This is a genomic window from Paenibacillus sp. 3LSP (assembly GCF_032465655.1).
GTDB lineage: Bacteria > Bacillota > Bacilli > Paenibacillales > Paenibacillaceae > Fontibacillus > Fontibacillus barengoltzii.
The window spans coordinates 1-25335 of record NZ_JAWDJI010000170.1 but is presented as its reverse complement, the minus strand read 5'-3'; the positions used below and the strand labels follow the sequence as shown (position 1 = coordinate 25335).

Here is a 25335-nt window from a genome sequence, read left to right as displayed (position 1 = left end):
TTTTGAGTTATTGTTACCCATGCTATGGTCTCCTTCTGTTATGGAGTGGGTAACATGCCTACACCTTAACAATAGGAGATTTTTTTATGAGCAACCAGAAGAATACCAGTAATAGCAACCATATTTAGGATATTTTACAAACAATTTTTCTGTAATTTCTCATGTCAGGTTTGGTGCAAGGCTAGTGGGTTTGGGCCTCGAAACAGGGCCTTTTGGCGCAAATAAGCTCGCTGGCAAGCGTTAGAAAAGAAATCCCCCTCTTTTAGCCCAAATAAGCACTGTGGCAAGCGTTAGCCGGAGCTGCACACGTTACCTGAAAGGTTAGTGGCATGTAAGCGCAGTTAGGCGCAACAGCGAACTAGCGGTCTAACGCTTGCCAGAAACGCTATTGGGCCGAAAACGGGGGCGATGAGAATCTAACGCTTATGAGAGAGCTTATTTGCTGGTTTGGGCCTCGAAACAGGGCCTTTTGGCGCAAATAAGCTCGCTGGCAAGCGTTAGAAAAGAAATCCCCCGCTTTTAGCCCAAATAAGCGCTGTGGCAAGCGTTAGCCGGAGCTGCACACGTTACCTGGAAGTGTCATGACACTTTTTCAGTTATGGTCTAAACATGCAAACAGCCCCCGATCCATAGGATCAGGGGCTGTTTTATAATTACCCTTTCACCGCGCCGGCGACAACGCCTTTGACGATGTATTTTTGCAAGAAGATAAAGACGATGATCGAAGGCAGCACCGCCATGACCATAGCGGTCATTGCATATTGCCAGTCGGAGGTGTATTGCCCAACGAAGGTGTATGCGGCCAGCGTCAGCGTTTTGGTTGCCGGCGAGCCGTTGACCATCAGCAATGGGAGCAGGAAGTCGTTCCAAATCCACATCACGTCGATGATGATGATCGTGGTCGTGACCGATTTCAGCAGCGGGAAGATCACGCTGAAGAACAATCGGAAGCCGGAGGCACCGTCGATCGTGGCGCTTTCATCGATTTCCTTCGGAATCCCCTTCACGAAGCCGTGGTAGATGAACAGGGCGAGCGGAGCGCCGAAGCCCCAGTACAGAATGCCAAGTCCCCACGTGCTGTCCGAGAGATGGAGGTTCTTCGCCATTTGCAGCACCGTCAACATGATCGATTGGAACGGAATCAGCATCGGCATGATACAGATAAAGTAAATGATCGAGCTGGCTTTGGATTTCGTACGGGCCAGCTTGTACGCAGCGATGGACGAGATTAATATGATCCCGGCCAAGCCGAGGATGGTGACGACCGCATTATTCAGGAACAGCCGCGGGTAGTTGATGAACTCCCATACATAGCTGTAGTTTTCGAAGGCGAGTTTCTTCGGCAAGGCGATGACATCGGTCATGACCTCGGAGAAGCTCTTCAGCGAGTTGATGATCGTCAGGAACAACGGATACAGGAACAGGATCGAGAGTAGCACCATCACGATTTCCAGGACGATGCGGCCTGCCGTATTCTTTTTCATTACGCCTCAACCTCCCTGCGTTTGAAGATCGTCAGCTGAATCGCTGTAATAATCAGCACGGCGACGAACAGGATTAGCGCTTTCGCGGTACCATAGCCGTACAGGTTGTTCTGGAATGTGTCACGGTAAATGTCGTACGCCACACTGTACGTCGTGCCGCCAGGGCCGCCGCCGGTCAAGGACAGGATGACGTCAAATACTTTAATCGAGTTGGTCAACGCCATAAAGACGGAGATCGTAATCGATGGAGCAAGCAACGGCAGCGTTACGTTAAAGAATCTGCGGACTGGGCCTGCGCCGTCCACCGTGGCTGCTTCCTTCAGGTCATCTGGAACCGATTGCAAACCTGCAATGTAAATCACCATGTAAAAACCAATCGATTGCCAAATGGAGACAAACAGGATCGAAACAAAGGCAAGTCCAGGTTCACCCAGCCAGCTTAGATCAAATATGCCCCATCCGGTGCTGTCGCCAAGGGACTCAAAGCCTTGCATAAAGATGAACTTCCAGATAAAGCCGACAATGACCAAGCTGAGAATGTACGGAATAAAGAAAGCGGCTCTCAGCCAGTTCGTCGTCTTCAGCTTCATATCCAGCACCAACGCCAGCAAAATCGCCAGCACGTTGATGATTACGATATAAAGAATCGCGTATTTAATCGTAAACCAGGCGGCCTGCGAGAAGTTCGCGTCACCCATGAAAATTTGTTTGAAATTGTCCAGTCCGATAAATTTCGGATGCTTGGATATCCCGTTCCACTTGGTCAGGGAATAACGGATTGTCATGACAAACGGATAATAGAAGACCGCGATGATAGCTATCAGAATCGGCAATGTAAATACGCCAAACTCTAATTTCTCGCCCCGTTTTCTCCCTAGTTTGAACATAATGGCACCTCTTTTTCGTGACGTATTGGTATAAACAGCGGTGTGACCGTCTCCCCTATACACTTGGGCTTTTTCGACTATAATGATTATAAAACAGCGGTTATGCCGTCAAAATGGATTTAAGAAAACAGTTAAGGGTAAAAAGGTGAACTCGCTTTTTCGCCCGAGGTACTAGAAATGAGGAGCTATGTTCAACCGCATCCGAAGCATCATGACAACGCTTACTGACCGGATCTCGCGTAGGCTGGTCAATAAGCTTATTTTGTTGTTTACGACGATCATTATTCTAGTAGTTGGCCTACTAACCGTTATCTCTTATGAGATGCTTGAACAAGAATCCGTAGAGCATAGTATGGCCAGCACCACCAACAACCTGAAGCTGATTAATCAGAAGCTGGAAGATTACCTCGCTGGTGTGGAACAAATGTCGCTGCCGCAGATTCACTATGAGGACATTCTACAGGCGATTATGAACGAAGAATCGGATTACGCGTCAAAAATGTACTTGGAGGACTATCTGCGAGAGCTGTTTTACTCGCGGAATGACTTGGAGAGCATTTATCTCTATTTGATCGATCAACGCAAATACTACTCTATTACGCGCGAAGCTTATAACGTCTCGGTTCGGGTGAGCTATCAGGAGGATATCCCCAATCAGGCGTGGTATAAGCAGGCGATGGAGAGCCGTTTTAACGAAGCCTATCAATCGTTTATCGTGCCAGGGGCGAAGTCGGGCTACGACATGGATGTAGAACCGGACTTTATGGGGTATCACCGCGTGCTGCGGTCCTTAGTCACCCGAGAGCCGAAGGCGATTGTCTCTTTTTATATGAAGCCCACGGTGAAAGATCAAATTTTGAAGGATGTCCCGTTCGAGAACGGAGAGCACCTGCTGTATCTAGATCCGAATAATGTTCCGTTTCATGTGGATGATCCTGCTTTTTTGGAGAAGGTTGAGGATGCACCCTGGCTTGCCCGGCTTGAAGAGGGAGATTCCATGAAGCCGATCACCTGGACCAGTGAGTCTGGCCACAAATATTTGATTATTTACAACATTGAAGCGAACGGGGGCTGGAAGCTGGTCAAACCGATTCCGTACAGCAACCTGTATGCGGCTGCCCGAGCCACGCGGAATATTGGATATCTCATCGGCACAATATTCTTGTTGATTTCGCTCATTCTGGTGACTCTGTTTTCCAACAAAATTACGAGTCCGCTGAAGGATTTGTCTCTCCAGATGCGCCGCTTCAGCGAAGGGACCTTTGATGCGGAAATCCCGGTGAAGGGTCAGGATGAGATCGCTTATTTATCCCGGCATTTCAACCGGATGGTGCGGCGGACGAACGATTTGATTAACGAGCGCTACAAGATGAAGCTGGTGGAGAAGAATGCGATCCTCAAAGCGCTGGAGGCGGAGATTAACCCGCATTTCCTGTATAATGCGCTGCAGGCGATTTCGACCAAAGCGCTCAAGAGCGGGGACGACGAAGTAGCCGATATGGTGGATGCCTTGGCGTTGACGCTAAGATATTGTATTAGTGGAAAAGACATCGTGTACGCTAGGGAGGAGCTGAAGCATATTGAACGTTATCTCGCGTTGCAGAAGGCTCGGTTTGGCAGCCGGCTGCAGGTAACGGTCGAGTGGGAGGAAGCCCTCAAGGAGCTGCAAATTCCCAAGCTGTCTATTCAATCTTTGGTTGAAAACTCCATTAAGCACGGGCTTGAGAAAATGTCGAGCGGCATCTCGATTCGGATTCTGGCCGAGCTGAGGGATAAGCATGCGGTGATCTCTGTCAGCGACAACGGTCCGGGCATTTCTCCGGAACGAATGGAGCAAATCCAGACGTCCTTCCGCCAAGAGTGGGAGGAGCAGGAAGGCGAGAACATCGGACTCAAAAATCTGTATACCCGCTTGAAGCTTCTCTATGGGGAAGAAGCAGAGCTCAAGATCCAGAGCGATGAGCACGGGACGGATATGTGTATGATCATACCGCGAGGGGGCAGCAGTTATGTATAATGTATTGATTATCGACGATGAGGAGCCGCTTCGCGAGGCGATTCGGATTCTAGGAAATTGGCAAGAGCTTGAGGTGGATGAAATCCGGGAAGCGACGGACGGCAAAATGGGGCTTGCCATGCTCGAGCAGTACAAGCCGGACATCGTTATGGTAGATATGAAAATGCCGGAGTTAAACGGGGTCGAATTCCTGCGGATTGTCGAGGAGAAGTATCCCGAGCTGCTGACCATTGTGATCAGCGGATATGACGACTTTGAATATACGCGTCAGGCGATTCATGCGAAAGTGGTCGATTATTTGCTGAAGCCGGTCAATCGTCAGGATTTGAACCAGGCGCTGCGCAAAGCGGTAGATGTGTTAAATGCCAAACGCGAGCGTCAGAAGGAATCGATCACACGAAACATTGCGTTTAATATGTCGCTCCCGAAATTAAAGGAGAAGATCTATTTTTCCATTATTGAACGGAGCTTTAAGAAGCAGAGCAGCCAGGCGTTCCTCTCGTTAATTGGGGCGGATGAACCGGATCATCGATATGGCGCGCTCGTCCTGCGGATCTTGAACATGGAAGCTGTCCAGGAGAGCCGGTTTCATCGCGACCGGGAGCTGCTCCATTTCGCTGTGGCGAATGTGATTAATGAGGTTGTGGTGAACAATCTGCAGTGCTTCAGCTTTGCCAATCCGAAGCAAGAGCGGGAAGTGATCGCCATCTATACGGTGAAGGGGGGCTACCCGCAAGAGATCGCGTTTCGTGCAGGGGAATTGATGCGAAAAATTGTATCGACGATAGGTGATCTGTTTGGAATGCTGACTGTCGGAGGAATCGGACGATATTGCGAGGATGTGTTACACTTAGCTGAATCGTATGATGAGGCGGTTGCCGGCATTCAGAGCATCGACCTGCTGAAGCTTAAAGGGAACGCGGTCATTGGAGAGGTGGATAAGGCAGCGAGCAAGGAGACGTTCTCCTTCTCCAGTCGAATGCCGATCTTGCGGGGGGCGTTAGAGGCAGGCAATCTTAACCATGCCAAATCGGTGGTGGCCGAGTTTACCAAGAGCATCAAAGCCGCTGGATCCTTCAGTATCGGCGCGGCTGATCGGTTGATGCGGGAAATCGTCGTGCTCATGAATGATACGGTTTCCGAGCTGGGCGTTCCGGCGGACAAGCTTCCTTCCTCCGGCGGAGATCGGTCACTGCATAAGATTGGAATCAGCACGGATATCACTTCGTTTGATCAGTTCGAGGCCATCCTGCTTCATTTAACAGAATATTATCACGAGCAAGTCTGCCGCTCGATGGCCGCAGGCCGCCCGTTCAGCGTTGAGGTCATCAAGGAATATATCGACCATCACTATTTTGAGGACATCAAAATCTCTATGTTTACGGAGAGGTTCTTCTTAAGCCGTGAATATTTAATGAAATTGTTTAAACAACAATATGGCTGCGGCATCCATGAATATGTGCAGCGGGTTCGTATGGACAAAGCCAAAGAGCTGCTTGATGATTCGTCGCTCAAAATTCAAGAAATCTCGGAAATGCTCGGGTTCAAAGATAAGAACTATTTTAGCAAGGCGTTCCGGAATTACTATGCTTTGTCACCCTCCGAATATCGCCAACAGCAGGAGGAACAAAGGGGCAAAAAGTGAACTCACGACAAGACTTCACTTTTTTACCCTTTTTTCATCACATATCTACATTTTATTACTCGTCTCCTTTCATTAAAATAGGGAGCATAGTAAATATTAACCAAATGAAGGTGGGGGCAAAGTAATGAAGAAGAAGATTCTGGCCTTATCGTTCAGCCTGGTGTTGATTATGGGCCTGTTATCCGCTTGCGGCGGCAACAATAGCGCGGCGAATAACGGGGCAAGCAACGCAGGCAGCGGTAACGGCGCAGCGACGGATGATTCCAAACCCGTAACCATCAATATGTTCACGGCTTCTCCGGAATACACCGACGCGTTTAATGCTTACATCGAAGAATATAAGAAAGTGAAGCCTAACGTAACAATCAACCTGGAAATCATGCAGGCAGACTACAACACGGTATTGAAATCCAGAATCGCAGCAGGAAGTACGCCTGACGTATTCCAAACCACTGCGGGCGGGGATATTGATACCTTTGCCGAGTACAGTGCAGATTTGACGGACCAACCGCTGGCTGCGGCTATGACGGAAGCAGTACGCGCGAATATGACTTCCTCTGACGGTAAAGTGCTTGGCTTGCCAGTTAAAGGGAACTTATTCTCCTTGATTTATAACAAGCAGCTGTTGGATGAAGCGGGCGTGATGACTTTCCCGAAAACGACAGCAGAACTGGACGACGCGATTGCTAAGCTGGAAGCCAAAGGCATTACGCCGTTTGCGAATGCGTACAAAGAATGGTGGGTATGGAAACACATCTTCCAACATTTCGTGAACGCTGCAGCACAAGACGCAGGCGTAACGTCGCAAGATCTGGTGAAGAGCTTTATTGCTGGTGATGCAAAAATCAAGGATTATCCGGCACTGTACGACAACTTCTTTAACTTCATTGATACGACAGTGAAGCATGGCACCGACAAACCGCTGGAACGCGACAGCAACGCAGAAGTAAGTGACTTTGCATCCGGTAAAGCGGCAATTATGACCGGTAAAGGTGCATGGGACGAAGAAGCGATTAAGAAAATTAACCCAGACATTCAAATCGGCATTGCCGGCTATCCGGTTAGTGACAAAGCCGATCAATCGATGATTATCACAGGTGCGGACCAAGCTCTGCGCATTAACAAAGACTCTGCGGTCGTCAACGAAACGATCGAATTCTTCAACTGGCTGTATACTTCCGACTACGGTAAGAGCTGGTTCTCCACGATTGCGAAGGTCATTCCTCCAATCAAGGACGCTCCGCTTCCAGAGTTGGAAATGCCAAATCAAATGAACGAAATTCTGAAGTCCGAGCCTTCGGGCGACCTGGCGATCAACTACTCGCTGGATACGTTCCATCAAAAATTCGGAGAAATCATGCAAGCATACATCGGCGGCAGCAAAACCAAAGATCAAGCTGTGACCGAAATCGAACAAGCATGGGTACAACTGGGTTCGGCTGAATAATCAACGGGAATCTCGGTTGTTCGTGAAACCACGAAATGAACCCGGCACCAACTATCGGTGCTGGGTTTTGCTTTTACTTAGGACAGGTAAAGGAGTGTACGAGGGCGATGAATCAAATCGAGCTAAGGGAGAACGGCTTACATCTCATTTTGGAAGTCACCGACGAGCAGGATGTGCGGCTGCTGCATTTTGGAGCAAGTGCATTGAGTGAAGCGGTGATCCGGGAGGAGCAGAAGCCGGGATTCCGGCTGATGGAGCTGCAACTCACTGGAGAGGACCGGGCCGAATATCACGGACGGACCCACCGGGCATCGTACCCGGGATTGAGGATGGTGTACGCCGGTCATACCAAAGGACGGAACGAGTTCGGGAGGAAGCTGGAAATCGCGCTGCGCGACCCGAAGACCGGGCTGCAGGCGGTGCAACACCTCCAATTTTACGACGGGGTGCAATTGGTCCGAGCTTGGGCAGAACTGTACAATGCCGGGCCGGAAGCGGTGGGGATTGAGTATGTTTCCTCTTTTGCATTGACCGGGTTGGATAAGGAGGGCCGCCAGGATCGGGACGAGAAAATGCGGCTGTCCATCCCCCATACCGGATGGCAAAGCGAGCTGCAGTGGCGCACATACCGATTACCTGAGCTCGGCTTATCTCATTTGACGGATCGCAGCTCCAAGCGGATCTCCTGCAGCAATACCGGCTCCTGGTCGGCGGCCGAGCATATCCCGATGGCGGTTCTGGAGAACCGCGAGGCGGAGAGCGTCTTGTTCTGGCAAATCGAACATAACGGCTCTTGGCATTGGGAGATCTTCGATCAGGTGGACCAACTGACCTTGCTCCTCAGCGGACCAACTGAACACGATAACCATTGGTGGAAATCGCTTCAACCGGGTGAGCGGTTTATCAGCGTCCCGGTGGCTGTTGGCGCGGCGAAGGGCGGCTTCGAGGAAGCGATCGGCCAGCTGACCGCTTACCGTCGCCGGATTCGCCGACCGAATGCGGATAACCGGGAACTGCGGATTATTTTTAACGATTATATGAATTGTCTTTGGGGTTCACCTACGACAACCAAGCTGCTGCCGTTGATTGATGCCGCGGCTGAAGCGGGCTGCGAATACTTCTGCATCGATGCCGGCTGGTACGCTTCGGGCGAGTGGTGGGACGGCGTGGGGGAATGGCTGCCGTCTTCGGAACGGTTCCCGGAAGGGATCAAGTACGTATTGGATTATATCCGCAGCAAAGGGATGGTGCCGGGACTATGGCTGGAGCTGGAGGTCATGGGCATCAACAGTCCGAAGCTGGCAGACACGGACGACAGCTGGTTCTTCATGCGGCACGGCAAACGGGTGATGGACCGCAGTCGCTACCAGCTCGACTATCGCAACCCGAAGGTGGTGGCCCACGCCGATGAGGTCATTCGCCGCTTGGTGGAGGACTATGGTGTCGGCTATATCAAGATGGACTATAACATCAACGCCGGGATCGGGACGGAAACGGCGGCGGACAGCTTCGGCGATGGATTGCTGCAGCATAACCGAGCATACTTGGCTTGGCTCGATCGGATTTTTGAACGCTATCCGGAGCTCGTTATCGAGAACTGTTCCAGCGGCGGGATGCGGATGGATTATGCGATGTTAAGCCGCCACAGCATCCAGTCGACCAGTGATCAGGAAAATTACGTGAACTATGCGGCGATTGCCGCTTCATCCCCGTCCGCGCTGACGCCGGAGCAATCCGCTATCTGGTCGTATCCGCTGCGGGAAGGCGATGATGAAGAGGTCGTCTTCAATATGGTGAATGCGCTGCTGCTGCGTGTGCATCAGAGCGGTCATTTGGCGGAGCTAAGCCCGCGACGCCGGGAGCTGGTGAAGCAGGCGCTGGACTATTACAAGACGATTCGCGCAGACATTCCGGAGGCATTGCCGTTCTGGCCGCTGGGGCTGCCCAAGCAGCAGGACGACTGGATCAGCCTTGGCTTGCGCCGGCCGGGCAGCGATATGGTATATCTGGCTGTATGGCGTACGCGCGGGGAAACCTCCTCACAAGCCTTGCCGCTTCCGTCGCTGCAAGGGGAGGGGCTGGACATCCGCTGTGCCTATCCGCAGGACTTGGATTGCGCATGGAACTGGGATGCCGCCGCAGGTCAGCTGACAGTGACTCTGCCTTCCGCGCCGTCTGCCCGATTGTTTGAGATCCGCCGTAAACTATAGGTGGAGCTTAGATCCGAAGAAGATCCGCATCGCTGCTTTATGCAGGGGATGCGGATCTTTTTTGTATAAGGATAGCGGGTCATGGGAATGAAATGCGAAGTTCAATTGATCTTCTCGCCCGCCAGTTTGAAGCGAAGCTCAAACAAAAGGGGATCGGGAAGATTCGTTTTGTCGAAGTTACCGTATTAGTCCAATTCATGTCTATCATCGGAATAATCAAATTTGTTCATGAGTTCTCGGTAAATTGATCCTCGCTAGCATTCGTGGATTGTGGATTGGGGTGGATCTCTTTTGGTTGACATGAAACCAAATGGTGTCATATAATCGTTTTTATTAGGAAACCATTTGGTTTCATGTTAGCTAATCAATCAAGATTATAAAGGAGAATAGATGATGGAACAGAACAATACGGGTAAGCTGCCGGATATTCGGCATACGATGCTGCTCAATGCACCGATCTCGCGGGTATGGGAGGCTGTAGCTACGTCGGAGGGGATTGCCGCTTGGTTTATGCCGAATAGTTTTCAGCCGGTATTAGGCTATGAGTTTGTCCTGCATGCCGGCCCGTTTGGAGACTCCCCGTGCAAGGTGATGGAATTGAAGCCGCTGCACCGGTTGTCGTTCACTTGGGGTAAGGATTGGACGGTGACCTTTGAGTTGGAGGAAAAAGGGGAGCAAACGGAATTTACGTTGATTCACGGCGGTTGGACTGCCGACCAAGTGACTGAGTTCGGCGAGGCGCACGAGCTGGTTCGCGGCCGTATGGATCAGGGCTGGACGGGTATCGTCGCTGCGTTGGCTAAATATGTACAGGAGTAAGTCATGGCAGAGGCCGCTTCTGTAAAACATGATGTGTTCCAGGCGATTTCCGACCCGACGCGCCGAGAACTGCTGCAGTTGCTGAGCGGGCAAGAGCTGGCGCTGAAGGATATCAGCAGCCAGTTCCCGATCAGCCGAACTGCGGTATCCAAGCACTTGCGTATCTTGGCAGAGGCTGGCCTTGTGCGCGAGCGCAAGGTCGGCCGGGAGACGCGCTACCGCCTGGAGGCCGACCCGCTGTTGGAGCTGAAGCGCTGGCTGGCGTTTTTCGAGCGGTTCTGGGAGAACAAGTTGGCGCTGCTCAAGCACTATGTTGAATCTGAACCGGGCGCAGAACCGGAGGGGCTCCGCCCCGTCCCGGCGCCGCTATCCGGCAGTACAAGTGAGAATTCGGGCCAATAAAATAAAGCCCTCGGCTGCACCTCAATAGGGGAGACGGGGGCTATTCCCATGTACGCGGCAGATGACGGGTTTGAAGGATTCAAAGGGGAGCCGACCATCCCCTTTAGCTGGGATCGGCTTGCCTTCCCCGGGTCTCCCATCTGGTATATAATGGGTTTGGACTATTTCATCATGGCAAATTACTTCCAAAAAAACGCTCAAGGAGGTTGTTGACATGAAGTACGTCAGTTTGGGAAGAACCGGATTGAAGGTCAGCCGTTTGTGCCTGGGAACGATGAATTTTGGGCCAACGACGGACGAGAAGGAAGCGTTTAAAATCATGGACGCTGCCATTGATGCCGGCGTTAATTTCTTCGATACGGCGAATGTCTACGGTGGAACGTCGCATCGCGGCTGGACCGAGGAGATCATCGGCCGTTGGTTCGCGCAGGGCGGCGGCCGCAGAGAGAAGGTTGTGCTGGCGACGAAGGTGTACGGAGCGATGAGCGATCCTGCGTCGGATCCCAATGAAGGCCAATCCGGCTTATCGGCCTACAAAATCCGCCGCCATCTGGACGATTCGTTGCGTCGGCTCGGCACGGACCATATCGAACTGTACCAGATGCATCATGTCGACCGGAACGTTTCTTGGGATGAGTTATGGAATGCTTTTGATATCGCACAAAAACAAGGCAAAATCGGTTACGTTGGTGCCAGTAACTTCGCTGGGCGGGATCTTGTGAAGGCGCAATATGAGGCGAAAGCTCACGGGGCGCTGGGCCTTGTCTCCGAGCAGCATAAGTACAGCCTGCTGTGCCGACTGCCCGAGCTGGAGGTTCTGCCTGCAGCCGAGGAGCTGGGGATCGGCGTGATCCCGTGGAGTCCGTTGGACGGCGGGATTCTCGGCGGGAATCTGAATCCGCAGCCGGGCTCGCGTACGGCGAAGCAGACCGAACGGCTCGAGAAGCTGCGCCCGCAGCTGGAGCGGTTTAGCAACCTGTGCAAAGAGCTGGGCGAATCCGAAGCCACGGTGGCCCTCGCCTGGACGCTGGCGCATCCGGCGGTGACGGCGCCGATTATCGGGCCGCGGACGCTGGAGCAATTCGAGGAAACGCTGCGGGTTGTCGAAGTCGAGCTGAGTGAGGATACGCTCAAAGCTATTGACGAAATTTTCCCGGGTCCGGGTGGTGAAGCGCCAAAAGCGTACGCCTGGTAAAAAGCCATATGAGGGAGGAGAACGAGACGATGATTCGATATGAGCGAGGCACGGACCTGGACATGAGCACGATATATCAGGCGTTTCAACGTGGTTTTGCCGATTATATCATCCAATTTAATTTGACCGAAGCGGAATTTGCGGATCGATTCTTTGGTCCGGAAGGCAATGCGCGTGAGCACTCCTTCGTAGCTCTCGACGGCGATGAACCCGTGGGGGTTGTCTTAGGCGGCAGCAAGGTCTATGAGTCCGTCCGGACAATGCGCTGCGGCGCACTGGCCGTCAGCCCGGAATATCGCGGCAAAGGCGTAAGTGCCGGCCTGATGGATCTGCACCGGGAGGAGGCGCTGCATGCCGGTTGCAAGCAGTTGTTCCTGGAGGTCATTGCCGGGAACGACCGGGCGATCGCTTTCTATTTAAAAAGAGGATACCGCCGTGTATACGACGTCTCGTACTTCACCCTTCCCGATGCATCCCGACTGGAGGCCCCGCAGGGGGCTTCCGCGGGAGCGCCGGTGGAGCGAATCGAGTTCGAGACCTTCGCCAATCTGGTGGGGCCTTGGAGATATTTTCATATCAACTGGCAAAACGACTTGGAGTATCAGCAACGAACTCCGTCTAACGTCTATTACGGCGTCCGGGTGGACGGTGAATGGGCCGGAGGGCTCTCGATCAGTCCAACCGGTAAGATCAATATGCTGATTGTCAGCCATCAGCACCGGGGTCAGGGCTTGGCCACCCGGATGTTGGTCGCTGCCCGCGAGGAGTTAGGCTTCGTGAAGTTCACCGCTTCCTTGCCGGATAATGCACTGCTGGAAGGATTTTTGGATCGGCATGGGTTTGTTCGCGATAAAATCAGCCTTCATGAGATGTACCTTCGCCTATAAAATGGGGGCATACCGGGCCTAAAAAGTGTTGACATAGTCCTTGGACATCGTTTATCATCATGTAGACCAATCGGTCTAATCTTACGCGGAAAGGTACCGGTATGCATGCCCAATCAGAATCCGACCCGTCAGTTGCTGATCGAAACAACGGCCAAGCTGCTGCAGTGCCAAGGCTATAACGCGACGGGGCTGAACCAGATCACTCAAATGAGCGGTGCGCCCAAGGGATCGTTGTATTACCATTTCCCCGAAGGGAAAGAGCAACTCGCGTGTGAAGCTGTTGTGTATACCAAGAACGTCACTTTGGAGAGCTTGCGCGCTGTACTGGACTCCACCGAAGATGCAGTTGGGGCTGTGCAAGCGTTGCTGCTTCTGATTGCCGACAACTATGATCGCGAGGATGCAACGCTGGGGGTGCCGATTGGCATCGTTGCCCATGAGACCGCCCGCAGCAACGAGAATATTCGTCAGGCTTGCTGTGACGTGTATAACGCTTGGATCGCTGAACTGGAGAAGAAATTTATCGCTTCCGGCTACAGTGCGGAAGAATCGGCGGATTTAGCCGTGCTGATCAATGGGATCGTCGAAGGTTCGATCATCATGTGCTTAACGCAGAAGAGCAGCCAGCCGCTGCACACAGCAGCTCGTCTGGTTCCGCGGCTTTTTCCTTCCTGAGCCCCGTTGCTCAGGAGCCCTTGCGGCAGAAGGAAGTGAGATCCGCGCCTCTTTCCTTAAATTTTGATATATAGAATGGTCTACACAACTTCCCCGTCGTGAACCCCAAGGCACGCTTTGCCTTGTTTATATAGATTAACCTAGAGAGAGGCGTAAAGTCCCAAAATAGGAGAAGATGGAGGTAACCCTACAAATGAATACATCATCGATGTCATCGGCTCATGGCGCCGGTGTGGAAGGGATCAGGCGTCTGCCGATTACGATCGCCCTGGTCATCGGGGCCTTTGTGTCCATATTAAATGAAACGTTGCTGAATGTGGCCTACACGGATTTGATGCAAGAACTGCGCGTGGGGCCTTCGACGATACAATGGCTTTCTACCTCTTATATGTTAGTGATTGGGATTCTGGTGCCGATTACGGCGCTGTTGATTCAATGGTTTACGACGCGGCAGATGTTTCTGTCGGCGATGATTCTGTTCTTGGTCGGAACGGTCGTCTGCGGGATTGCTCCTTCGTTTGGCGTGCTGCTGCTGGGTCGGATCATTCAAGCGATTGGAACAGGGTTGCTGCTTCCGGTCATGATGAACACCATTCTAACGATCTATCCTCCGGAAAAAAGAGGGGCGGCCATGGGCACGATCGGTCTGGTCATTATGTTTGGTCCGGCTATTGGTCCTACGCTGTCCGGCTTAATCCTGGATGTGCTGGATTGGCGCTGGCTGTTCTATCTGGTGATTCCGCTCGCGGTATTGTCCATTGTCTACGGAGCGCTGTATTTGCGGAACGTGTCGGTATTAACGAGACCGCGGGTGGATCTGCTGTCCATTCTGCTGTCAACGATTGGTTTTGGCGGTATCGTATACGGGTTTAGCCACGCGGGCGAAGGTGAAGGGTGGTCAAGTCCTGTTGTCTATACCTGCCTGGTTGCCGGATTTATCGCTTTAGTCTTGTTCGTTTGGCGGCAGCTGCGAGTCGCTGAGCCAACTCTGGACGTCCGCGTCTTCAAGTACCCGATGTTCGCCTTGTCGGCCGCGTTGCTCATGGTCATGATGATGACCTTGTTCTCGACGCTGATTATCTTGCCGATGTATCTGCAAGGCGCGCTGCTGCTGGCACCGTTCGCCGCTGGTCTCGTCTTGCTTCCCGGCGGGGTAATCAACGGTCTGATGTCACCGGTGGCGGGACGGTTGTTCGATAAATTTGGTCCGCGCGCGTTGATCGCGCCGGGGCTTATCATCGTGATCGCCACCTTGTGGTTCATGCGCGGCTTGTCGACGGACAGCTCGACCGGAGAGGTCATCGCGTTGCATATTACGCTGCTGATCGGAATTTCCTTGGTGATGATGCCAGGGCAAACGACGGGGCTGAACCAGCTGCCTCGTAACTTGTATCCGCATGGCACCGCGATCATGAACACACTGCAGCAGGTGTCGGGCGCGATCGGCACCGCGCTGTTCATCAGCATCTTCTCGCATGGCCAAGAACGTTACTTGAAAGCTTCGGCCAATCCGCAGGATCCAGCCGAGCTGGGGAACGCACTGGTGTCCGGTATGCACCAAGCGTTTACCATTTCGATGTACGTTGGCGTGGTGGCGTTGGTGATCGGCTTGTTCCTGCGCCGCACTTATGCGCCGGAGGAAACGCAGGTTGCTGCAGGCAGCCATCCGGAGTTTAAGCCGGAGGTTAACCCGGAATCGCGTTAATTGTAAAGGAAATCAAAGGCCGTCTATGCTTGAGACGGACACAGACCGGTTCGGTGGGAAGTTTCCATCGGACCGGTTTTTTTCACGTTGACTAGATGTGAACATTCTGGAAAACTTGAAGATTTCGATTGAACATCCGGCAAGGAACAGGGATGATGGCATAGGGAATGATTGGCTATACTGACAACATGAATATTCAGAAGGAAGGGGCATCCATTGATTATGGAGCGGTTTTTTAAATTAAAAGAACATGGAACGACCATTCGCACCGAGCTGTTCGCCGGGCTAACTACCTTTCTAGCGATGGCCTACATCCTGGTCGTCAACCCCGCTGTGCTAAGCGCGGCGGGAGTTCCGTTTGATCAGGTGTTTATGGCTACCGTGATTGCGGCGGTTGTCGGCACGCTGTTTATGGCGCTGTTCGCCGGGCATCCGATCGCCATCGCTCCCGGCATGGGGTTGAACGCCTACTTCACGAGCGTGGTTGCCAGCACCGGATTGTCTTATCAGACCGTGCTGGGCACGGTGTTTTTTGCCGGGGTACTGTTTCTGCTGCTAAGCTTAACCCGGCTGCGGGAAGCGCTGATCCGCGCGATTCCTGATTCGCTGAAGTTCGGCATTACTGCGGGGATCGGGTTATTCATCGCCTTCTTAGGGCTCAAAATGTCTGGCATCGTCGTGGCGAATCCCGACAACCTCGTGACATTTGGCGATTTGCACCGCTCGGTGACGTTGCTGACGTTGTTTGGCGTCTTTGTCACACTGGTGCTGATGGCCCGCCGCGTTCCCGGCGCGCTGTTTATCGGCATGGCACTGACCGCGGTGGTTGGCTATTTTACCGGACAACTGAAATTGGACGGCTTCGTGTCTGTGCCGCCTGCGCCGGTCTTCTTCGACCTGGATTTGTCCGGCGTCTTTAGCCAAGGGCTGTACACGACCGTATTCGCATTTCTGCTCGTTACGCTGTTCGATACGACCGGCACGCTGATTGGCGTTACTGAACAAACCGGCGCTATGAAGAACGGCGAGCTTCCTCGGGCCAAGGCCGCATTGCTCGCAGATGCGACGGCGACCACCATCGGTTCGATGTTCGGTACGAGCCCCACCACCGCTTACATCGAATCGACGACCGGCGTGGCGGCAGGCGGCCGCACCGGCCTGACATCGCTCGTCGTCGCTGTACTGTTCCTGCTGTCGATGTTCATCTCGCCGCTGGTGGGGGCGATCTCCGGTCTTCCGGCCATCACCGCACCTGCCTTGATTATTGTGGGCTGCTTTATGATGGAAGGATTGGCCCGGATTCAGTGGAAATCGTTCGATGAGGCGTTTCCGGCCTTTGCGATCCTGTTGATGATGCCGCTCACCGCCAGCATCGCCACCGGGATCGCCGTTGGGTTCATCACGTATCCGGTGATGAAGCTGGTCAGCGGCAAAGGGCGGGAGGTTCACCCGCTGCTTTATGTGTTTGGCGTGATCTTCGTGATTCAACTGGCTTTTTTTCCGGCGCACTAGGAAATTGAAGAAGATTTTGTTACTTGTTTTAACCGGGGTGAGACCCTTTTTTCGGCAGGCCGTCATATAATGAACCTGTAAGCCATACAATGGAAATCCTGAGGCGGTAAATCGCTGGATGTGCAGACATGAGAAAGGCGGACCTGACATGAAAAATTGGTTTACAGCGCTGCTTCCCCTGGCGCTCATTGTGATGTTACCCGGGCTGGATGCCCATGCGCCGTCGTCCTTCGGGTTTCTTGCCGGAGCGGGAACGGGAACAGGAGCCAAGTCGTCGACTGTTGGGATGGCGGAGCTGCAGTTACCCGAGACGGTTACGGTATACTTGAACGCCGTGAGCCTTGATTCTGACGGAGGAGTTCTCACGGTGGACCCGATCTTGTGGTATCAGGGGGATGAGGCGGCGGCGATCTTCGCAGAACGCGAACCGGAGGCTGGCTTTGACGGACCACCGGACGGCTATTATATCGTCAATGACGCGGTGGAATCGGTGAGTTATCCGGTTTCCCCAGAAGCTGAAGTTATACTGCAAATTTATGACCGTACCGGTAAGCCGGAGGATATCGAAATCAAGGCAGATGAAACCGTAACCTTTAAGAAATTTAAGGAGTTGTTCCAACAGACGGATCTGCTGGATCTCAGCCTATTCCCATATCACCTCACGCTGAAAGAAGGCAAGGTCGTCCGGATCGTACAGCAATATGTGCCGTGAAATCTGCATGAAGGTATGAGATTCAAGCCGGAGGATATCGCTCCGGTTTTTTTTATTTGGGTGTTGCTGATAAAATCGTGTAGCACAATTTTGCAGTTGTAGTATAATATTTCCTTAGACGTAGTTCTTTGTACCCAATACATTCATTTTATCATGAGCCTCACTTTAAGGGGGGAGAACGGATGAACGCCCACCAAATTCATATCAAAAACATTTGGATGCTGAAATTGCTTGTCGGCTTGTTTATTGTTGCCAGTGTGCTGCAAATGCTGGTTCATCGGCATTTCGAAGTGGCACAACCGATCTTGGGCGCTTCCCTGCTCTTGGTGCTGGCCGGATTTGTGGTAAGACGCCGCTGGCCGCGGCTTACGATGATCTTAACGCTAGTGATGCTGTTCATTTACCTCAATGTAATGGTATTCACGGATTTGTCCGTGACGAATTATATATTCCTGGGGCTGCTGCCGCTCCTCAGCTTGATGTATCATCATTATCTTGCGGTCGCGGTGGCAGGCGCACTTCATCTTCTGTCGATGCTGTATTTAGCGCTGGCATACCGGGGGGCGCTGTTGAGCGGGAAGCTGGAACGCGGCGATGCTGCATTTTTTGTGGTATACTGTCTGTTTATCTTATCGTTTTGCTTGATCTATGTACTGACGACGAAGATGCTGTCACCTCGAACTGAAAGCGACAAGTTGCCTTTGAATGATATCCTTGAAAGCGCATCCGTTGGGGTCTGGGCTTATGACCTCAGTAAAATGGAATTGGAGGTTTCCTCCGGGTTCGAGCAAATTACGGGATATTCGAAAGAGAGCCTGAAGGGGAGGCAAGTGCAGGAGATCATCTACCCTGCGGACTTGAAGCTATTCCTCGAGATCCAGCATGAACTCATCCTTCGAAAAACGAACTCCACGAAGGAATGCCGCATCGTTCGGCCCGACGGTGAAATCAGATGGTTCCAGAACCGGGCACGGCCGTATTTCAACAACCATGGGCATCTCGTAAGGCTGGAAGGGGTCGTTATTGATATCACGGAACGGAAGCAGCTAGAGGAAAAAATTCAATTCCTGGCCTATCATGACGAGCTGACGGGACTAGCCAATCGGGCAAAATTTTATGCCAAGTACGCAGAAACGCAAGGGCAAGGAGAGCCCGTCGCCCTGATGTTCCTGGATCTGGACAATTTCAAGGAAGTGAACGACACCTACGGCCATGAAGCCGGGGATGAACTGTTGAAGAATATCGCAGGCCGGCTGGTCACCCTAGTCCGGGCGGAGGATATGGTATGCCGTTTGGGCGGGGATGAATTCGTGATTTTGCTGGTAGGCCTGCAGGAGGACGGGGTATTAAAAGTGCTGGACCGCATTCGATCCAGCCTGGCTGAAGGTTATGTGTATCGGGGAAGACGGATCAGTATCTCGGCCAGCATTGGCATCAGTCTGTCACCGGATGGGAACGCAAGCTTGGAGGATATGCTTCGGCTCGCCGATGCAACGATGTATGATGTCAAGCGGGGCGGCGACACGATCCGGATGACCGCTGATTCCGGTTTGCCGCTGCCCAGCTGATTTATTTCTTCTCCCCTCGGTTTTCTTTCCGTTCCAAATAGATCGCTCCGAGCCATTGACTGGCAGCAAACAACACCACCATGCCAAGGACCACTAGAAAGCGGTTGTCTCCCTTACGCAGCAAGAGCTGCAGCAGAAACAAGGCGACCGCCACTTCCGTCCACACCAGACCGCGTTTGCGCAGCGCCTTGAGATCGTAAGCCCCGGAACTCATTTTACGCAAATTCAATACGGCGATCACAGCGAGGATAAGTAGAAAAATCAAAGATCCAATCAGGTCTTCTGTGGAGAACATGGACAATACGCGAACCCCTCTTCTACAGTATTGGTACAACTTACTTGCATTTTAGCTTAAGCCTTCAGGTCATGGCAAACGAATCGAATACATCAGTTTGTGAAATTTCGCTCAAATTCATTTGTCAAGGACATATTCAACAGCCATTATTTCAAAAGTAAGATATCTTCTTTTTAACTAGATAAAAAGAGGATGATGGAGAATGGCGATCACCAAATTTCTCAAGCTGGTGGAAATCCAGACGAAGGCCGCAAGCATGATTCCGCTTTTGTTTGGCACGGTCTATGCTGTTTACAGGTTCCATGTGTTTGAGCCTTGGCATTTTGTGCTCATGCTGATTTCCTTGTTCAGCTTCGACATGACCACGACGGCGATCAACAACTATATGGATTATAAAAAAGCGAAGCGCAAGCACGGCTATGGCTATGAAAAACATAATGCCATCGTCAAGTACGGCATGAATCCAACCGCGGTGCTGGCACTGATTATTTTGCTGTTCACGATCGCAGTGACCGCAGGAGTGCTGCTGTTCCTTCAGACCGGGTGGCTGCTGCTGTTGCTGGGCGCGTTGTCGTTTGCGGTTGGCATTTTATATTCCTTTGGGCCGATACCGATCTCCCGGATGCCGCTGGGCGAAATTTTTTCCGGACTGTTCATGGGATTTGTTATTATATTTGTGTCGGCTTACATCCATGCGGGCGACCAATTGGCTTCACTTTCGCTGCAGGGCGGCACGGTGATTCTCCAAGTTCATTTGCTGGAGACGCTGCTGGTCTTCCTCATCTCCATACCGGCGATTCTTGGCATTGCCAACATCATGCTGGCCAACAATATTTGCGATATGGAAGAGGATATCGACAACAAACGCTACACCTTACCGATCTACATTGGAAAAGGTCCGGCGCTGCTGTTGTTTAAGCTGCTCTATTATGCGGCCTACGTGGATGTGATTGTACTGGCGATCCTGGGGGTTCATCCATTGATACTGCTGCTGGTTCTCCTCACCGTGGTGCCAGTGTCCAAAAATATCCGAACGTTTACTGCGCAGCCTACCAAGCAATTTACGTTTGGCTTATCGGTGAAAAATTTCCTGCTGACCAATATGGCGCGTATCCTCGCGCTGATTATCGCCGTCGTGTTGCCCTTCTAACGATGGGTTCCGGCGGGGATGTATCCGTGTGTGATCCGGGTCCGACTCATGGGTTGGCAGACTTGAGGAGGAAGCAAAGAGACGATGGACAATCGAGGCAAGCTGCGGATCGGAATGGTTGGCGGCGGTTGGCGGGCTGAATTTTATTTGCGGATTGCCCGCGCGCTGCCGGAGCGTTTTGAGGTGAGCAACATCTATATGCGGGACGAGGCAAAAGGCCGGGAAGTGAACCGGGTATGGGGCGTTCCGGTGACAACAAATTGGGAGACCTTCCTGAAGCAGCGGGATTTCGACTTTGTGGTGTTGTCGTTGCCTCGGACGGTTACGCCGGAGTACTTGGTTCGGCTCGCTGCAGCGGGCATACCCGTGCTGACGGAGACGCCGCCGGCGGTCGATCTGTCCGGGCTGTACCAACTCTATGAAACCGTAGGATCTACGGCGAAAATTCAAGTGGCCGAGCAGTTCCTGTTCCAGCCGATGCATGCGGCCCGCCTTGCCGTCGCGCGGTCGGGTCTCTTGGGCGAGGTGTCGCACGTGCAGGTATCGGCGGGACACGGCTATCACGGCATCAGCCTGATTCGGCAACTGCTCGGAGCGGGATTCGGGGAGGCGGAAATCCGCGGGGAGGAAATCTGCTCCCCGCTCGTTCAAGGCCCCGGCCGCGGAGGCTGGCCGGAGGTGGAGCAGATCGTCACTTCGTCTCAGACGATTGCGCTGCTTAGGCTCGGTGAGCGGACGGCATTGTTCGATTTCACCTACGATCAATATTTCTCACCGATCCGGCGTCATCGCGTGTTGGTGCGCGGCGTCCGGGGGGAAATCGACGGGACGGAGCTTCGCTACCTTCGCGATTTCCGCACCCCGGTGGAGCTGCAGCTGCGGCGGGTGGATGCCGGCCAGAACGGCAGCCTCTTGGGGTATTACCACGAAGGTGTGCTGGCCGGCTCCGAATGGGTGTACGTGAACCCGTTCCGGCCGGGACGGCTGACGGACGAAGAGATCGCCATCGCCACCAGCTTGGAGAAGATGGGGCAATACGTACATGGAGGCCCTTCGTTCTACAGCTTGGCGGAGGCGGCCCAGGACCAATACCTGTCCTTGATGATGGAGCAGGCGGTCCAATCTGGGCAGACGGTGCGGACCGAGCGCCAGCCCTGGGCAACCGTCGGGAATTAGGAGGTACGTTTGGCTGCCATTCGCCGTCTAACCGGTCGTTCCGAATCCCAACGAAAGGTAACCGCAGCTAGAAGTAGGCAAAGGGCCGTGAAACCAACGAGGATCGCCAGCGCGATTCCGAGATCGGCGGAAGCACGGCCCAGGGAGACGGCTTCGCCCATAGCCTCAACGAAGTAGTAGAACGGCTGGATATGGGCGAGGAACTGTACCCAATCGGGGGCATTCTGCAGGCTGTAGAAGGCTTGGCTGGTGAACAGCATCGGAAAGCTGATCAGATTGGAGATCATATTGACGTTGCTTTCATCCCGCGATAGGTTCGCAGCGATAAATCCAATGGCGGTAAAGCAAACGGAACCAACCAGCAAAATCAAGGTGACCATCAGCAAGCCTTGCAGGCTCAGGTCAACGCCGAAAAGCAGGATGCCAACGGCAAGGATACCGCTGCTGACGATCAGTGTGAGTACGGTACGCGAACTTGCCATGGCTAAGATAAATTTAGCGGTGGAGAACGGGGTCACTCGCAGCAGCTTGTAAACCCCTCGATTTCGCTGCGCCATCACCTGAAAGGCAGTGACCATTGTGGACCCGAACAACACATTCATGGTCAGGACACCCGCCGTCAGCCGCTCCGAGTACTCGGGATTGTCGAAGTAGAGACCGAGCCCAATGAGCATCGCAATCGGAAACAGAATCGTCCAAAATAGGGTATGCACATCTCGCAAAATCCCCGTTAACATCGTTCGAAAGATCGTAATCATCGCTAGATTCCTCCTTCATCCTTCTTCATCCTTCGCCGGTGAGGCAAAGGTACAGCTCTTCGAGATTTTCACAATCGGATTGGGCCATCAGCGCTTCGGGCGACCCTTCGGCAATCAACCTTCCTTGGGAGATCACGACAATCCTTGTTGCCAGCTTGTGCACTTCCTCCATATCATGCGAGGTAAATACGACTGAAGTGCCCGCATCGGCCAGCGAGCGAATCAGCTCGCGCACCTCTCGCCGCGCCCGAGGGTCAAGTGCTGCCGTAGGCTCGTCGAGAAACAGCAGCTTCGGATCATGCGCCAATGTCATGGCAATCGCCAATCGCTTCTGCTGTCCGCCTGACAAACGAGCGGCATCGGTCCGAGCCACGGCTTCCAGACCGCAGCGGGCCAAGTATTCTTCAATCTGCCGATCGGTCAGCTTCACCGCGTAAAAGGCAGCAAACATCCGCATATTCTCCAACGCATTAAGCCCCGGGAAGAACGGAGTAGCTTGCAGCTGAACCCCCATCTGTTGGTGTGGATTCGAAGTCCAATACCGTATACTTCCTTCATCTGGGCGGCGCAGGCCCAGGAGCAGATCGAGCATGGTGGATTTCCCCGCACCATTGGGGCCGATGACCGCCAGAACTTCTCCTTCCCGTATCGTCAAGTCCAGATTGCTTACCACGCAACGTTCCCCATACTTTTTGACGAGACCGGATGCCTGAATGAAATCTTGCATGTAATTCATCTCCTTTTAGACAAAGTTAGATATCCAACATTGGGTATTAGCGCAAAAAAAAGAACATGTCGTCCAAACCCCAATTACGCGTAATTGCTCCTTCCCGATGCACCTCGTAACAATGCGGGCGAATGGCCCGGACCGATCGATCCGGTCCGTTGGCCGGGAACACCTTCGCGCATCGCCAGGCTTCTTCCGCTGGCCGAAGTACTTGTGCCAGTTTCCTTAAGACTCCTCCTGCTTCTCTTCGAGCAGCCCGATGATCCGCTGTAAATAATCGATATCCAGCTGCAGAAGTGCCATGCCATTGTCAAACGAAGCTTCTGTAAACGCGTTTAAGTACTCTTTCTTCAGCTCCCGACCTTGACGCCACAAGGCAAGGGTGTCTTCAAGTCTCTGCAGGTTTTGGCGCAACAGCGCCAGCGCCTCCTCCCGAGGCACAGCATCGACCCAACTCAGCGCCAGGGTGAAATCAGACTTCACGGAGTGCGGCGTCAGAGTCAAGGACTCTCGGATCATGTTCTGGAAGGCCACTTCGCCGGCTTCTGTGATTCCGTAAATTTTGCGGAGCCGTGCACCGGTTCGTTCCTCGGCAACCGTCTGAATTAAGCCTTCCTGCTCCATTTTGTTCAAGGCGTAGTAGATCGAACCGGACAGCAGGTTGGCCCAGGTGTCCATCCGGCTGGTTTGGATGAGCTGTTGGATTTCATAGCCATGCATCGGACGGTCGCGTAACAAGGCGAGAATGATTAGGTTCGTCAAAAGGGATCTTCCTTTTCAGCTAAGATTGTATATCCAACATTGGATATTGTGCTTTGAGCCAATTATAACCAGCGTCTTCAGGGGTGTCAATCCTCTTCCAAGGCTCTTGTGAAAAAAAAGAAGCCGCCCAATTGGGTTGGACGACTCTTTTACGACTCCTGGCTTGCTGGAGCATCACTTCATTTCAGCCGTTTCGGCGCAATCATGATCCCCGCACCGATGGCGATCAAGGCGATCGCCAGCAACGGTTGGCCGAAAATCAGGCGGTTGTACAACGCGCCGAGCGAGAAGACGGCAAAGAACAATAAAGAAAGTACGGTCAAAATATTGATCGGGATCAACAGATACTTGTTACGGTTCCCGAACCAGTAAAACTCGAACAACCCTACGGCCGGAGCCAGAATGAAGCCGGGCCACAGGTACTGCCAGCTGTTAAATAACGTAGAAAGCTGACAGACAAGCCCTACGGTGAACAGAATTCCCCCGGGGATGAGCAGTCCGGTCGCCCGGCGCCCAACCACCGAAAAATACATCCAATGGAAGAGCAGACCCAGCGGAAGGACGAACAAGGTCGGCCAGAAGGTACCGAACAGCGTTCCCGCACTAATCGCTTCTTTGCGGAAGAAGAAGAGATAGAGGCCGAGCAGAATGAGCACGGGACCAATCCATGATTTTTTATTCCAATTCATATGCAAACTCCTTTGTCTATGTACTTATCTATGATCAGGATACTACAAAAGCCGGGAGATGACTTCCGTCTACAGGGGAGACGCAAGCTGGACTTTAGTCTAGTTGCTCCGTTAGGGAATAAAAACAGTCTGGGGAAGAAACGCTAACCGAAGGAATAGGCAGGGCGGCCTTTCCATCCATCAGATCCTACGGAGGAGGTTAGAACCATATGGAAAATAACAAGCAACATCGTAAGCCCGGTACCGGAAACGGCAGCAGCAACGGGCAGAATCAAACGACCGGTAACGGCGGAGAAGCGCAGAATGGACGTTTGGCTACGATCAAGAACCATAGCACTGAAGGCGGAGAGACGCTGAACGAATACATTTCCGGCCATGATAAGTACGAAGGATAAGGCAAGTGCAAATAAGCCGAAAGCCGCTGCACAATAGGTGTGAGCGGCTTTTTTCGGCGTGCCATCTTGGGGATGCTTAGGATAATTCTGAGGTTATTTTTGCGTGCCGTGCTGCTTGGTTGGAAGCTGGCCGGCTGGATTGCCGTGCCCGCGCTTTTTGTTCACATTATAGAATTTATAAAATTTCGGGGTGGGAGAGGCCTTCCGCCTCGTTTTTG

Annotated in this window: 23 protein-coding genes; 16 read left to right on the top strand and 7 right to left on the bottom strand. The window is 52.7% G+C overall.

Annotation, left to right across the window (positions count from 1 at the left end):
• Positions 1-653: 653 nt before the first annotated feature.
• Together RW092_RS14365 and RW092_RS14360 are read right to left on the bottom strand one after the other, a co-directional pair.
• On the bottom strand, positions 654-1484 hold the full coding sequence (locus RW092_RS14365; RefSeq protein WP_016314290.1) for a carbohydrate ABC transporter permease: 831 nt from the start codon (positions 1482-1484) through the stop codon (positions 654-656).
• Positions 1484-2371: a carbohydrate ABC transporter permease gene (locus RW092_RS14360; RefSeq protein WP_016314289.1), complete on the bottom strand. Its 888-nt coding sequence runs from the start codon at positions 2369-2371 to the stop codon at positions 1484-1486. The genes RW092_RS14365 and RW092_RS14360 overlap by 1 nt, the downstream gene beginning before the upstream one ends.
• A 187-nt stretch (positions 2372-2558) precedes the next feature.
• Between RW092_RS14360 and RW092_RS14355 the strand changes: the two genes are divergently transcribed.
• The 13 genes from RW092_RS14355 to RW092_RS14295 all read left to right on the top strand — a co-directional run bounded on the left by RW092_RS14355 (position 2559) and on the right by RW092_RS14295 (position 19165).
• The gene (locus RW092_RS14355) at positions 2559-4388 is read left to right on the top strand and encodes a sensor histidine kinase (protein ID WP_085169940.1); all 1830 of its coding nucleotides are present in this window, start codon (positions 2559-2561) and stop codon (positions 4386-4388) included.
• Complete coding sequence (locus RW092_RS14350; protein ID WP_016314287.1) at positions 4381-6033, top strand: response regulator transcription factor; 1653 nt, start codon at positions 4381-4383, stop codon at positions 6031-6033. The genes RW092_RS14355 and RW092_RS14350 overlap by 8 nt, the downstream gene beginning before the upstream one ends.
• A 124-nt stretch (positions 6034-6157) precedes the next feature.
• Entirely contained in the window at positions 6158-7480 is a 1323-nt protein-coding gene (locus tag RW092_RS14345; protein WP_016314286.1) for an ABC transporter substrate-binding protein, read from the top strand.
• 107 nt (positions 7481-7587) lie between these two features.
• Positions 7588-9690, top strand: a complete 2103-nt coding sequence (locus RW092_RS14340; protein WP_316010537.1) for a glycoside hydrolase family 36 protein — start codon at positions 7588-7590, stop codon at positions 9688-9690.
• Positions 9691-10083: 393 nt separating this feature from the next.
• A complete protein-coding gene (locus RW092_RS14335) occupies positions 10084-10509 on the top strand; it encodes an SRPBCC family protein (protein ID WP_316010536.1) in 426 nt (141 codons plus the stop codon).
• 3 nt (positions 10510-10512) lie between these two features.
• On the top strand, positions 10513-10911 hold the full coding sequence (locus tag RW092_RS14330) for an ArsR/SmtB family transcription factor (RefSeq protein WP_316010535.1): 399 nt from the start codon (positions 10513-10515) through the stop codon (positions 10909-10911).
• A 214-nt stretch (positions 10912-11125) separates the two neighbouring features.
• Positions 11126-12106, top strand: a complete 981-nt coding sequence (locus tag RW092_RS14325; RefSeq protein ID WP_016314282.1) for an aldo/keto reductase — start codon at positions 11126-11128, stop codon at positions 12104-12106.
• Between the two features lie 29 nt (positions 12107-12135).
• A complete protein-coding gene (locus tag RW092_RS14320; RefSeq protein WP_028540310.1) occupies positions 12136-12993 on the top strand; it encodes a GNAT family N-acetyltransferase in 858 nt (285 codons plus the stop codon).
• Positions 12994-13098: 105 nt separating this feature from the next.
• Positions 13099-13668, top strand: a complete 570-nt coding sequence (locus tag RW092_RS14315; RefSeq protein WP_009223631.1) for a TetR/AcrR family transcriptional regulator — start codon at positions 13099-13101, stop codon at positions 13666-13668.
• A 208-nt stretch (positions 13669-13876) separates the two neighbouring features.
• Positions 13877-15373, top strand: coding sequence for an MDR family MFS transporter (locus RW092_RS14310; protein ID WP_374700819.1), 1497 nt, complete (start codon positions 13877-13879; stop codon positions 15371-15373).
• 222 nt (positions 15374-15595) lie between these two features.
• On the top strand, positions 15596-16885 hold the full coding sequence (locus tag RW092_RS14305; protein WP_084770908.1) for an NCS2 family permease: 1290 nt from the start codon (positions 15596-15598) through the stop codon (positions 16883-16885).
• Positions 16886-17033: 148 nt separating this feature from the next.
• On the top strand, positions 17034-17597 hold the full coding sequence (locus tag RW092_RS14300; protein ID WP_316010534.1) for a hypothetical protein: 564 nt from the start codon (positions 17034-17036) through the stop codon (positions 17595-17597).
• Positions 17598-17779: 182 nt separating this feature from the next.
• Positions 17780-19165: a diguanylate cyclase gene (locus RW092_RS14295; protein ID WP_316010533.1), complete on the top strand. Its 1386-nt coding sequence runs from the start codon at positions 17780-17782 to the stop codon at positions 19163-19165.
• Between the two features lies 1 nt (position 19166).
• Here the strand turns inward: RW092_RS14295 and RW092_RS14290 are convergent, their stop codons facing one another.
• Positions 19167-19460 (bottom strand): hypothetical protein, encoded by a 294-nt coding sequence (locus tag RW092_RS14290; protein WP_127575237.1) that lies wholly within the window; start codon positions 19458-19460, stop codon positions 19167-19169.
• Positions 19461-19662: 202 nt separating this feature from the next.
• On the opposite strand from RW092_RS14290, the gene menA reads away from it, so the two are divergent.
• On the top strand, positions 19663-20610 hold the full coding sequence (gene menA / locus RW092_RS14285) for a 1,4-dihydroxy-2-naphthoate polyprenyltransferase (protein WP_316010532.1): 948 nt from the start codon (positions 19663-19665) through the stop codon (positions 20608-20610).
• 84 nt (positions 20611-20694) lie between these two features.
• Positions 20695-21786 carry a Gfo/Idh/MocA family protein gene (locus RW092_RS14280; protein ID WP_316010531.1) on the top strand — a complete coding sequence of 364 codons (1092 nt, stop codon included), beginning with the start codon at positions 20695-20697 and terminating at the stop codon, positions 21784-21786.
• On the opposite strand, the gene RW092_RS14275 is transcribed toward RW092_RS14280, so the two are convergent.
• The 4 genes from RW092_RS14275 to RW092_RS14260 form a co-directional block, all read right to left on the bottom strand.
• Positions 21783-22544, bottom strand: a complete 762-nt coding sequence (locus tag RW092_RS14275) for an ABC transporter permease (protein WP_316010530.1) — start codon at positions 22542-22544, stop codon at positions 21783-21785. The genes RW092_RS14280 and RW092_RS14275 overlap by 4 nt on opposite strands.
• A gap of 25 nt (positions 22545-22569) precedes the next feature.
• Positions 22570-23271, bottom strand: coding sequence for an ABC transporter ATP-binding protein (locus RW092_RS14270; protein WP_316010529.1), 702 nt, complete (start codon positions 23269-23271; stop codon positions 22570-22572).
• 225 nt (positions 23272-23496) lie between these two features.
• A complete protein-coding gene (locus RW092_RS14265) occupies positions 23497-24033 on the bottom strand; it encodes a PadR family transcriptional regulator (protein WP_316010528.1) in 537 nt (178 codons plus the stop codon).
• 179 nt (positions 24034-24212) lie between these two features.
• Positions 24213-24722 (bottom strand): hypothetical protein, encoded by a 510-nt coding sequence (locus RW092_RS14260; protein ID WP_316010527.1) that lies wholly within the window; start codon positions 24720-24722, stop codon positions 24213-24215.
• 209 nt (positions 24723-24931) lie between these two features.
• On the opposite strand from RW092_RS14260, the gene RW092_RS14255 reads away from it, so the two are divergent.
• Positions 24932-25117, top strand: a complete 186-nt coding sequence (locus RW092_RS14255; protein WP_316010526.1) for a hypothetical protein — start codon at positions 24932-24934, stop codon at positions 25115-25117.
• Positions 25118-25335: the final 218 nt, after the last annotated feature.

What these genes read in the sequence shown, in the direction of transcription:
- RW092_RS14350 (WP_016314287.1), top strand. Translation starts at nt 4,381, where the DNA reads ATGTATAATGTATTGATTATCGACGATGAGGAGCCGCTTCGCGAGGCG.
- RW092_RS14345 (WP_016314286.1), top strand. Translation starts at nt 6,158, where the DNA reads ATGAAGAAGAAGATTCTGGCCTTATCGTTCAGCCTGGTGTTGATTATG.
- RW092_RS14255 (WP_316010526.1), top strand. Translation starts at nt 24,932, where the DNA reads ATGGAAAATAACAAGCAACATCGTAAGCCCGGTACCGGAAACGGCAGC.
- RW092_RS14340 (WP_316010537.1), top strand. Translation starts at nt 7,588, where the DNA reads ATGAATCAAATCGAGCTAAGGGAGAACGGCTTACATCTCATTTTGGAA.
- RW092_RS14355 (WP_085169940.1), top strand. Translation starts at nt 2,559, where the DNA reads ATGTTCAACCGCATCCGAAGCATCATGACAACGCTTACTGACCGGATC.
- RW092_RS14310 (WP_374700819.1), top strand. Translation starts at nt 13,877, where the DNA reads ATGTCATCGGCTCATGGCGCCGGTGTGGAAGGGATCAGGCGTCTGCCG.
- RW092_RS14335 (WP_316010536.1), top strand. Translation starts at nt 10,084, where the DNA reads ATGGAACAGAACAATACGGGTAAGCTGCCGGATATTCGGCATACGATG.
- RW092_RS14330 (WP_316010535.1), top strand. Translation starts at nt 10,513, where the DNA reads ATGGCAGAGGCCGCTTCTGTAAAACATGATGTGTTCCAGGCGATTTCC.
- RW092_RS14290 (WP_127575237.1), bottom strand. Translation starts at nt 19,460, where the DNA reads ATGTTCTCCACAGAAGACCTGATTGGATCTTTGATTTTTCTACTTATC.
- RW092_RS14360 (WP_016314289.1), bottom strand. Translation starts at nt 2,371, where the DNA reads ATGTTCAAACTAGGGAGAAAACGGGGCGAGAAATTAGAGTTTGGCGTA.
- RW092_RS14320 (WP_028540310.1), top strand. Translation starts at nt 12,136, where the DNA reads ATGATTCGATATGAGCGAGGCACGGACCTGGACATGAGCACGATATAT.
- menA (WP_316010532.1), top strand. Translation starts at nt 19,663, where the DNA reads ATGGCGATCACCAAATTTCTCAAGCTGGTGGAAATCCAGACGAAGGCC.
- RW092_RS14275 (WP_316010530.1), bottom strand. Translation starts at nt 22,544, where the DNA reads ATGATTACGATCTTTCGAACGATGTTAACGGGGATTTTGCGAGATGTG.
- RW092_RS14260 (WP_316010527.1), bottom strand. Translation starts at nt 24,722, where the DNA reads ATGAATTGGAATAAAAAATCATGGATTGGTCCCGTGCTCATTCTGCTC.
- RW092_RS14305 (WP_084770908.1), top strand. Translation starts at nt 15,596, where the DNA reads ATGGAGCGGTTTTTTAAATTAAAAGAACATGGAACGACCATTCGCACC.
- RW092_RS14315 (WP_009223631.1), top strand. Translation starts at nt 13,099, where the DNA reads ATGCCCAATCAGAATCCGACCCGTCAGTTGCTGATCGAAACAACGGCC.
- RW092_RS14270 (WP_316010529.1), bottom strand. Translation starts at nt 23,271, where the DNA reads ATGCAAGATTTCATTCAGGCATCCGGTCTCGTCAAAAAGTATGGGGAA.
- RW092_RS14300 (WP_316010534.1), top strand. Translation starts at nt 17,034, where the DNA reads ATGAAAAATTGGTTTACAGCGCTGCTTCCCCTGGCGCTCATTGTGATG.
- RW092_RS14325 (WP_016314282.1), top strand. Translation starts at nt 11,126, where the DNA reads ATGAAGTACGTCAGTTTGGGAAGAACCGGATTGAAGGTCAGCCGTTTG.
- RW092_RS14280 (WP_316010531.1), top strand. Translation starts at nt 20,695, where the DNA reads ATGGACAATCGAGGCAAGCTGCGGATCGGAATGGTTGGCGGCGGTTGG.
- RW092_RS14295 (WP_316010533.1), top strand. Translation starts at nt 17,780, where the DNA reads ATGAACGCCCACCAAATTCATATCAAAAACATTTGGATGCTGAAATTG.
- RW092_RS14365 (WP_016314290.1), bottom strand. Translation starts at nt 1,484, where the DNA reads ATGAAAAAGAATACGGCAGGCCGCATCGTCCTGGAAATCGTGATGGTG.